The sequence below is a fragment of the Saezia sanguinis genome, assembly GCF_963921665.1.
Classification (GTDB): Bacteria; Pseudomonadota; Gammaproteobacteria; order Burkholderiales; family Burkholderiaceae_C; genus Saezia; species Saezia sanguinis.
Genome location: NZ_CAWUGC010000001.1, coordinates 454,952 through 465,510, shown reverse-complemented (window position 1 = coordinate 465,510; position 10,559 = coordinate 454,952). Strand labels below are relative to the sequence as shown.

The 10,559-nt window shown below is 46.3% G+C and carries 4 protein-coding genes; 1 reads left to right on the top strand and 3 read right to left on the bottom strand.

The genetic code is table 11. The annotated features are described in order from the left end of the window. The coding region (locus tag AACY98_RS02065; protein WP_339800925.1) for an autotransporter domain-containing protein at window positions 1–3,601 on the bottom strand (3,601 nt) is incomplete at its 3' end. Between the two features lie 319 nt (window positions 3,602–3,920). On the opposite strand from AACY98_RS02065, the gene AACY98_RS02060 reads away from it, so the two are divergent. Then, the gene (locus AACY98_RS02060; protein ID WP_339800922.1) at window positions 3,921–4,139 is read left to right on the top strand and encodes a hypothetical protein; all 219 of its coding nucleotides are present in this window, start codon (window positions 3,921–3,923) and stop codon (window positions 4,137–4,139) included. A 296-nt stretch (window positions 4,140–4,435) separates the two neighbouring features. On the opposite strand, the gene AACY98_RS02055 is transcribed toward AACY98_RS02060, so the two are convergent. Together AACY98_RS02055 and AACY98_RS02050 are read right to left on the bottom strand one after the other, a co-directional pair. Next, a complete protein-coding gene (locus tag AACY98_RS02055) occupies window positions 4,436–9,340 on the bottom strand; it encodes an autotransporter outer membrane beta-barrel domain-containing protein (protein WP_339800920.1) in 4,905 nt (1,634 codons plus the stop codon). A 668-nt stretch (window positions 9,341–10,008) separates the two neighbouring features. Further along, window positions 10,009–10,473 carry a DUF2589 domain-containing protein gene (locus AACY98_RS02050; protein ID WP_339800917.1) on the bottom strand — a complete coding sequence of 155 codons (465 nt, stop codon included), beginning with the start codon at window positions 10,471–10,473 and terminating at the stop codon, window positions 10,009–10,011. Window positions 10,474–10,559 lie beyond the last annotated feature (86 nt).

The window sequence follows — 10,559 nt, the reverse complement described above, 5'->3', positions numbered from 1 at the left end:
TGCCGCCGTTGTAGCTGGCCTGGTTTTTGCCGCTCAGCCCGTCTACCCAGATGTTGCGTTCGGTGTCGATGTCCAGCCAGCTGTAGCCAACTCCGCCTTTGAGGTCTATGGCCCCAATGGTGGTGCGTCCGTAGCCGATGACGTGGAACGCGTCTATTTCGGCGTCTGAGGCTCTGGTGCCCCGGATGTCCAGCCGCGTTTGTTCATAGCCACCAGCCACACCGATGGTGGTGGTGCCGTTGCTGTAGAGGTCGCTGCCGATGAGGAAGCCGCCACCGTTGTTGCTCAGGCGTTCTGCATTGCCATCAGCTTTAAGGTGGCCTTCATGGCCCCACACACTGACCCACAGGTTTTTGTGGGGGTCCTGTTCTTTGGTGTTCAGGCTTCCCAGGTGCTGGTTGACTGCTGCGCGTGCGTACCGGCTGTTGGTGAACAGGGCACTCTTGGCACTCGCGTGGATTTCTCCGCTGAGGTTGTCAAACGCGTTGAGTGCCTGCAGGCGGCTCATGCTGACAATCTGGTCATAGATTTTATTCCCTGGGCGCAGGCTTTCAACGCCCCAGCCGGTTTGAATCTGGTTATAGGTGCCGTCAAGATCACCAAAACCCGTTTCATTGCGCTTAAAGACCAGCCTGACTTGCTGCGGGTTTTCGTAGTTGACGGTCGGGACCAGAAAGGCCAGGTTGCTGCTGACGTTAGAAAATGTGCCTGTGACGCCTTGGTCGGTATCAATGAGAATGTACTCGGTTCCGCTAGACCAGGTACCAGCGCCGGCCTGTATAGCGAGATTGGCGTTAGCGTTGATGGCAACGGTTCCGGCACCTGGGAGTGTGGGGTTCAGGGATGAATCCGCCACCAGCCTGTCGCCAGAGCCGTCGGGGTTAACCTCTACCGTGAATGTGGAACCGCTATTAAAAATGGCGTTGGCAACGGTAAGCGTGCCAATTGAGGTTCCAGGCGAAAGAGTACCCCCGGAGTTTACATTGACTGTACCTGTGATTCTTCCATGCCCGCCCAGGATGGTGCCATTGTTGACGTTAACATCGCCTGTGACCTGCGCGTTGGAGTTGGCACTGCTGCCCCCGACAATCAGCGTACCTTGCTCGATTTGTGTGGGGCCGGTATAGGTGTTGATACCGGTGAGAATAAGCGTACCGCCGCCGGTTTTGGTCAGGGTTTGTCCATCCCAGCCGAATTTGTAGGTGAGTGGATCGGTGTTGTTGGCCAAATCCGCACCCAGCGAGAATGTTTCCCCATCGGCAATTTTAAAAGTGCCGTGGGCGCTTTGCGGGTCGACGTTGCGCCACACCAGGTCAAGCTGGGCAATGATTTTGCTGTTGGTGTTATCTATACGAGCTGAACCAATGATAAAGTTGTCCAGGCTCACATAGCTCCCCAGCGGCAGGCCCGCAACCAGATATTGCAGACTGGTGTTGGTTACGCCGTTGTCGGTGTTGACCAGTGTGTAGGTGTTGCTGTCTGCTACAGGGGAATAACCTGTGATGTCGATGGTGGCGTTGCTTGAATCAAAAGTGTCTGCCTGTACCGCCGGGGTGCTGTTGACATGCACGCCCAGCACGGTGCCACTGGCCATTTTGGCATCGTTGGAGATAGTCAGCGTATAGCCTGCACCCACATCAACGCGGCCCTGGTTGAGCGCAAGCTGTCCCATGCTTGCATTGGTGTTGAAGGTTAGCGTGTCAACACCGGTTTTGGTCAGTGTATTGACATTGTTGAATGCGCCGTTGATGGTGCCGCCTTGGGTAATATCAAGGTCCCCCCCTGTATTGCCCATGGTGAATGTGGAGCCCGCAGCGGTGTTCAACCAGGAGATGGATTGGCTGTAGTTGTTAGCCGTAAAGTTGCCTGCCTGCAGGTTAAGGCCGCCCTGGTTCAATATCTGGTTGATGCTACTGGCTGCCAGGGTACCGCTACCTGTTTTTTGTAAAATACCACTGCCTGTGAGCGGGCCAATAATCGTCAGCGTATCTGTGTTAGCCGTGTTGAAAGTAACGGTATCGCTGGCCGTAGAGCCAATGTTGGTAATGCTACTATTAAATTGAAGTGAGCTACTGCCACTGGTGGTGATGGTGGAGCCATGGTTAAATGTGATGGTTCCAGCGCCTATGACGTTGGTGACATTGCTTGCTGCGGCAGTACTCAGCACGGTGGCGCCATCATTGACAGTAAATGATGTGCCTGATGCCAATGCCCCGTATCTGGCGTTGTCTTTCAGTTCGAGCGTGCCGCTATGAACTGTTGTATTGGCATAGATCTGAGAATATGTGCTGGCCGTATTGGCGGCAAAATCTTCACCGGTAAAGGTGACTTTGCCGCTGGTTGTGTTGCTGCCATCGGTGGTGTTGAACCCCACAATGACATTAACCGGCACACCTACGGAGCTTAAACTGGTGAGAGGGTCTTTGAATAGAACCTGTCTGCCGGCATCGGCCGAAATATAAAGTATGCCGTTGGGCTGGCGGATATTGATGGCGTTAGCTACAGCGTTGGTCAGGTTGGGTGTTGAACCATTGCCAGTTTGGGTTCTGTTGTTGTAAAACTGGATGTCGCTGTTTTTGGCATACAGCAGGCTGCTGCCCGTTATGGTGGCGCTGTTGCCAATCAGAATGGCGCCCGCTGTCTGCCTGTTGGAATAGTTGTCATGTACCTTGATGCCACTGGTACCATTGGCCACCATGGTGAGCCCGGTTTGCGCGACAATGGCCCCGGCCGTGTCATTGATGCCACGGTTGCCATAAATATCGGCATTGCCATGGAGTTCGACCCGGGCATCAGAAAACAAGCCGCCGCCTGAAGAAGGTGCCGTGTTGTTGGCGAGAATGACAGTGGCATTTGTGCCACTGAAGATAATGTCTCCTCTGGTAGTGGTTCTGATGACACCACCAGCAATACCTGTAGACTTATTATTGGTGAATGAAGCATTGCCTTCAAAGATAACATTGGCTGATGTCGTTGTGATGGCACCGTTATAGCTATTTGAAGAGTTATTATTGAAAATGACGTTGCCATTTTCTCCTTTGAATATCACATCGGAATAAGAATTGATGACACCTTGGGCTGAGCCTGATGCTATATTGTTTTCAAACCGCAGTGTGCTGCCGGTACCAACATCAAAAGTTAAACTCGAATTGGTGTAGGAATTGAGAACCACGCCGGTATTGGCGCTGCTGATGGTCAGGTTAATACCGTCATTGATGCGAATGGTGCCGTAACTGCTTGAAGACAGAGTAATCTTATCGATGGCGGAGTTGGCCGCGTCAAACACCCATGTATTGGAAGGTATCCCGGCTGTATTTTGATCAATGACCAGCGTGGCTGAATTGCTTGAGGTGCCGTTAAACCGGAGATCTGAGAGTCTGGTGGTCTGCCCTGAACCGGTACCGAAAATGTCGGATAACAATAAACTGCCACCGGCCCCGATATTGACTATATCTGCATAGGCGCAAGTAGGGCCAAGCAAAAATAAGCTGGCAATGCTCAATGCCAGGTGCCGACGCTGTATAGGCGGTTGCTGCATTAAGCCGGTGAAGTCCCGGGTACCGGTTAAGCAATGGCCCGCTTTGGTGTTTCTGGAATGCATAGAAAAGCCCTTAAATTGTCCGCACCTAAACTCAATCTGACACGTCGAGATTTATAATGGGGCTGTAATTTATTGCTCTTATCTTGCAATCTTCCCCTTTTTTATTTTAGTTAGGGCAGCTTAAAACTAGAGTTTCTGGCACATTTCAAACAAGCCCCTATTGGCGTCAATCTGCCAAGTGCATCGTGAGGCCGACGTTCATTATATTCGATTAACCGTCAGCGCATGGCTTGCAAAAACCATCAAAAGTGTGGAAAAGTTGCTGATTTGACACCTTTTCACGATAAATACAGTTAACACGGATAAAGAAGGCCAGACTATGGCATGGCCTGAAGTGGGCACCATCCTTTTGGGTGCAAGAGACTTCTGCATTATTGTTTGCTCTGTTTTTATTGAAAGCGCCCTAGATTCTTCCAGCGCCTGCTCCAAAAAGACAAAAGCGGTCACGATAAGCTTGAAACATACCGTTATTGATTGCCTCAGTGCTGTGCTGATGTATCAGTATGTGCGGGAAGACACATTCAGACCGATTGTTTGATCGCCTTCTGTCAGTTTCGTCTGATGAACTGGCACACCACAAGATACATTCATTTTAAAAGCTGTGACATTTAAGCCCACTCAATGGATTTCATTTTTCCCTACTACATAGCAATATGCCGCATTTACTGCTTTGACCGTATTGTGTTGGCGTTATCTCCGAAGGGCTTTATCACTATTTCAAACCGTTTTATTTTTAGAAACATGGTTCAAACGCTCAGTGAATATTGGTATTTACACCCACAGCTCTTCATTAGAACAAATTTGAGCCAACAGGTTATTCACCTTGAGAACAACTTAATCCCAACTGTACCTAACCCCCAGTTGCGCCCCAAACCCTTTATGAACGGAACCGGTTTCGTAGCCTAAATTCCCTATAAAGCTCCAGCTTTCATTGATTTTGGCCCGCAGCCCAACAGCAATGTCATAGTCGGTACCTTTTTGATTGCTGCTAAAGATCCCTCCCGCATATGAAACATCTGTATCACCAAGCCATTCTCTACTGACACCAACTTCTACAAATGGCTCATAGATGGAACCTGATTCTGATCTGTGGTTATATCCAATCAGCAATGCAGCCCTTGTGGTAAAACTTTTACTGATGCCATAATGTATCTTATAGCCCATGTTGGTTCTAAAATTCCTGCTCCCGGCATAGGCATATCGTAATTCGCCCTTTGGTTCAATGATCCATTTACTGTCCTCATCACGGATGTATTCAAACTGTTTCCCCAGTTCAACGCTTGCAGTGATGAAGTCACGATTAGGTCTGTAGCTGATTAACTCTCCAGAGGAAGTATAGTTTTCAGCCCTCATTCTGGACCAGAAATATCTTAATGTCGCATAAGAATACCAGCCGTCACTATTGTCCCACACACCATACAGGCCAACACTTGGAGCATTTGCACGAGCAGTTCCATCAGGGTAGCCTGAATTATGATGTCTTATGTTGCCTGTATAAATATATCCAGCCATAACGCCTGCGTAGTACTTATTATCATCGTTTCCATACACTTCCTTGTCATACCCTATTTCAACACCATATAGACTCATCCTTGAGTCAATTGTGTCATTGACTCTCAGACGTTTGCCATATGTACGAACCCAGAGTTCGTTGGGATGAAAAACATCATACTCACGGAGCTCCGTAATACGATGGCGGAATTCATTCAACCCTGTTTTAACAATAGAGAGGTGAATAGCAGGAATATTGATGATTGTTTTTGCTGTTGTTGTAGCCCGATAGTTGGTCTGTAAGTAATAGTTATCATCTACAGCCCTGTAAAGCTCATACTCATAGGCCCCGCTATCTACAACGCCACCAAATAAAGTGAAGTCGACAGACTTGTTTGTTGCATTATCAAGATTGACAACTTGTATACCATAGCCGTTTATCACACTCGTACCGGCCGCATATCCGGTTGAATAAACTTTGAGTATATTATTTGTGCCGGTTGCATCATCACCATCAACGATAATCTTATCCGTACTCAATCCTGGAAAATCAAAATAAGTATTGATAAGGTAAGTCGAATCGTTGGATGTCAGTCTGCTCAGAGTTAAAGTGTTATAGCCACTGTCACCGCGCATATCTATGATTGAGTCGCTTGTGGTCGTCAGGTTGGTAATATTACTGCTGCTTTTCATTACCCATGTTGAATCATCCAACGATACTGTTGACGTTATTCCTGCGCCAGTATCAGTGACAATAGCATTTTCCAGATACGAATCTGTTGCTTCCAGCACCCCGTTATGGGAATTAAAGTATGCCAGTTTGGTTCCATTACCAATAGCAACGGAATTATCTAAAATGAATTGACCGGTCTGGGTACTGCTATCACTCCAGGTATAAAACAAGGTATCCGTATCGGTAGTAATGGTGCTGTTTGCAAAACGAATAAGTCCATCGCGCTCTATTCCCACAAATGCATGGTCTAAAGAATCACCGGAAACAACCATTCCGGTTATATCCGCACTGCCGCCATCTTTGGCCAGTAAACCGTAACGGCCATTACCATCCAAATCCAGTTTATGTGTACCATCACCTTGTATATTAATATAACCGCCTTCAGACAGAACCCCATAAGAGCCATTATTTTTAGCCTCAATATCCAGCCCTATCAAATTTATGGTTGAAGCTGTTGGGGTAGCAGCCCCATCCGTCCCGAAAGCCCATATACCAGCACCTTCATTAAATTGGGCACCATGGTTGTCATTGTTGTTGGCCTTAAGCGTATTTGTACCAGCATTGCTGATAACGTTAACCAGACTGCCACCGCTTGCCTTGATACCGGCATCTGGGTTGCTGTCAATGACAATATTCATATCTACAATATCCAGCTGCGACCTGATCCCATTGGAAACATCCGCAACACTTATACCTATACCTTCATTATTAAGAGAGGTTTGGTTGCCGATAACGTCAAGTGTATGGGAACCGTCACCGGTGATGCTTATTAAGCCGCCATCGCGCACGTATATCCCGTACATACCATTATCATTGGCTTCAACGTTCATATTTTTGATGATAATAGAAGCTTGCTGACCAGGAGCGCTGGCAGAAATACCATGGGCGAGAAGCCCAGCACCATATGTCCAGTTGCCAGGAGTTGTTACCGTGTAGTTTCTGTTTTCGTTAGCGGTTAATTTGTTATTACCAGAGCTGCTTTCTATATAGATCACACCACTATCAGCAGCTACCAGTCCTTCAAGTTCGTTATCATTTGAAATGATATTCATATCCTTTATGACAACAGTGGCTACTGCTCCCGTACCACTGTCTGCTTCTTTCGCATGAATACCCTTTCCGAGATCTTGCCCTATATTTGTGGTCATTCTCGTGTTATAAATTTCCAGCGAATTTGTGCTACTGGTGCTGGTGATATTGACCAAACCACCATTGAGTGCAGCAATGCCCTGATACGCTTGATCTTCAACAAAAACATCCATATCTTGGATAATGACAGCTGATTTAGATCCATCTGAATCAACAAAATCTGCGACGATTCCATTGCCTGTGCTTCCATCAGAATTATTGTTCGCAGTAACTTCCAATTTGTTGTTATTGGTGCCGGCTATATTTATAACACCGCCTTCTGTAGCGCGTATGCCATGAAAATCATTTTCACTGACATTAATATTCATGCCTACTATGGTTATAGTACTTTTCATGGCTGGATTGGCACTGTTAGAACCATCAGCATATATGCCAGCACCATCAGCCCAAGGATTAGCCGTAGAGGTCACATTTCTAAGCGCTTCCAGTGTATAACTGCCATCACCAATGATATTGATAACACCGCCGTCCGTCGCTGACAAACCATACTGCCCATTGTCATTGGCTTCCACATTCATATTCTGAATGGTCATGGTCGATGCGGACGTACCAGAAACGCCCTGTGCAGCAAGGCCTGCACCTTCAGTCCAGGAAGTAGTATTGTTTTTGTTGCTGCTGGCAGATACAGTAAAAGTGTTCGGGTTGGAAACGTTACCAGCAATGATCGTCTTGCCGCCATTCTGAGTCAAAATACCATAAGCACCTGTGGAAGAACCATTATCATTGGCCTGTACATCCATGTTGATGATAGTCAGCACAGAATCCGTATCCATGCTCGCAAGTCCAGCGTATTGATTGTTATCGGCAGTTAAACTGTTCTGAACGCTGTTGCTACCTGTAATCGTCGCTACACCTGCTGTTGAAACCTGCAAGCCATACTTGCCGTTACCATCAATCTGTACTTCCATACCGCTTACACTCAGATCGCCTCCCAGTGCAACAATCACGCCGCCATCAGCGCTATTAACACCATTATTCGTTACAGCTAAATACTGAGTACCATCCCCTGCAATAGTTATATCGCCGCTCCGTACCATGATGCCGGCAAGTCCATTACTATCAACCTCTATTTTCATACCCTCTATATTGATTGTTGCGCCACCTTCTGACCAAATACCACCGCCCCAACTGCCAGATGAATTATTGCCGCTTACAGTTAAAAGAGGATTACCACTGCTACCAATAATGTTCAAGACACTATCATTATTGAACGCAGCAACACCATAATTGCCATTATCACTGGCATTTACCTCCATGTTAGTGATAGTCAGGGTCGAACCGCCAATACTCTCAAGACCCGTCCCAGCATTGTTATTAGCCGTTAAAATGTTCTGAACAGCATTGCTGCCTGTAATCGTCGCAACAGCGTTATCTGAAACCTGCACGCCATATGAGCCATTATTATTGGCCTGCACATCCATGTCGACGATAGTCAGCACCGAATCCGAATTCATACTCACAAGGCCAGCATATTCATTGCCATCAGCGGTCAAATTATTCTGACCGTTGCTGCTGCCTGTAATCGTTGCTACCCCTCCTACAGAAGCCTGCAAGCCATACCTGCCGTTACCATCAATCTGAACATTCATACCGCTTACATTCAGATGCCCACCTTGTGTAACAATCACGCCACCATCAAGGCTACCAACGCCGTTACCTGTCACAGTTAAAGTCTGATTGCCATCCCCCGTAATCGTCACATCGCCGTTGCGTGCCATGATGCCGGAAAGTCCGTTACCAATAACCTCCACGTTCATATTATCTATATGAATGGTTGCGTTATTTTCCGACCAAATACCGCCACCCCAGCCGCCTGATGGATTATTATCATTTGCCGTTAAAAGAGAACTGCCGCCGGTGCCGCCAATACTCACGCTACCGTTACTGGCAAAAATACCTTGAGAGCCATTGTTGTTAAACTCAACAGTAGTCGCGCCGATAATGTTTACCTCTCCGTCCTGAGCCCGTAAACCATTATTCGCATTATTATTGGCGCTGACATTCATGTCATTGATCGTTAGATCTGAGCCACTCTCAACCAGAAAACCTTCCCAGGTGTTGTTATTGACTGTAAAGTTTTTTGTCGGGTCTGAGCTATTAATGGTAACTGACGTTCCACCTGAGATAAATACACCACTCTCGTTAATGCTGGAATTAATGTTTCCATTCGTATTTATAATTCCCGTTATGCCGCCCTCACCACGAATCCCGCTATTAGGCCATCCAGACGAAACGCCAGTGATTGACACATCACCAGTCCAAGTAGTGGTGCCATTCACAACATTGTAGGTGGTTTGTGCCCATGCACTTCCGCCAACCACTGTTGAAAAGAGCACTTTTACCATAATTATTTTTTTATAGTCCATTCCGCTCTCGAATCAAAAACAATACAGTAAATGTAAAGTAATTTGGCTATGATTATTTGTTATAAATCTAAATGGTTTTCTTTCAATAAAGAAAAACAACAGCTTGGCGTGATATTTTTTTACTTTTGCCCATTTATTGATAAACAAGGTTTCAATATTCTGCTTTTTACCACGAATAACTTTGCACAATAAGCGTCATCCTGATAATTTGCACCTGAGCAAAAACTTGAATCCTTTGCTGCTGCACATCGGCACGTGTATGAATGATATCAAGCATCACCCTGCTGCTCAATTGCTTCCATTTCCAGCCGAGCACCCGTACATTTTGGGTACAGGAGAGCTTGTTACAATCACACTGCCCTGATGACTAGGGACTGGATTGTTGTGGAATTTGGACTGGAGAATAGAACGCGAAGCTACTTTTTCCTTTCTTGAGGAGGGTTGGTTTTTTATTGGAAAACCTTCCAACTTCAGAAAAATACTTTGGATTGCTTTGCCGTTTATGCTTGTTGCGTTCGACGCTATTATTTCTTTTATCTTACGATCTTGATTTGTAGAAATAACCGCATTAGCGATGGCCGACTTGCTTTGGGTGAACGTGCGTTCATGACACGCAGTCTCCAACATGAAAATATGTGAACTAATAAAGTCTGTAATAAAAATCCTTTCTATTCATTTTTACTTTTTATTGGTGTCTGTTTAGAGGAGACATCTGGCGAAGCACTTGGTTTGTCCACATGGGTACTGTTTACTTCCATTTGGAAATTAACATTAACGGCATCGATTGATAACGCAGGAATAGGAACAAGACCCAATACGGGGACTTTTAATGTTTGTTCTACTGCTGTCGTTGTTTCACCTTGCTGCACAGTGCGAGTAAACGTGAATTGTTGTGCATGAACTTCCCTGCCGTCTTTATCTTTATAAGTTACTTTTTGAATAAAATCCTGTGTGGCTGACACCAATTGCTGTTGTGCTTCAATAGCGGCATGCAGGGGTGCGCCAATGGGCTCACACATAGATAAACCTTTGAAACTATCGGCAATGCTCACATCAGACACATTTGAAACCGTTTGTTTCTCATCAATATCGGGATTTGTTTGTTGAGCAGGAGCGTCTTTTTTAGTAGTCACCGTAATTCTCCTTATCAAATTTCCCTGATCCTGAAACATCACAGCAAAACAAAGATTTTTAGGACGTTTCTAGGACGCGAAGCCAG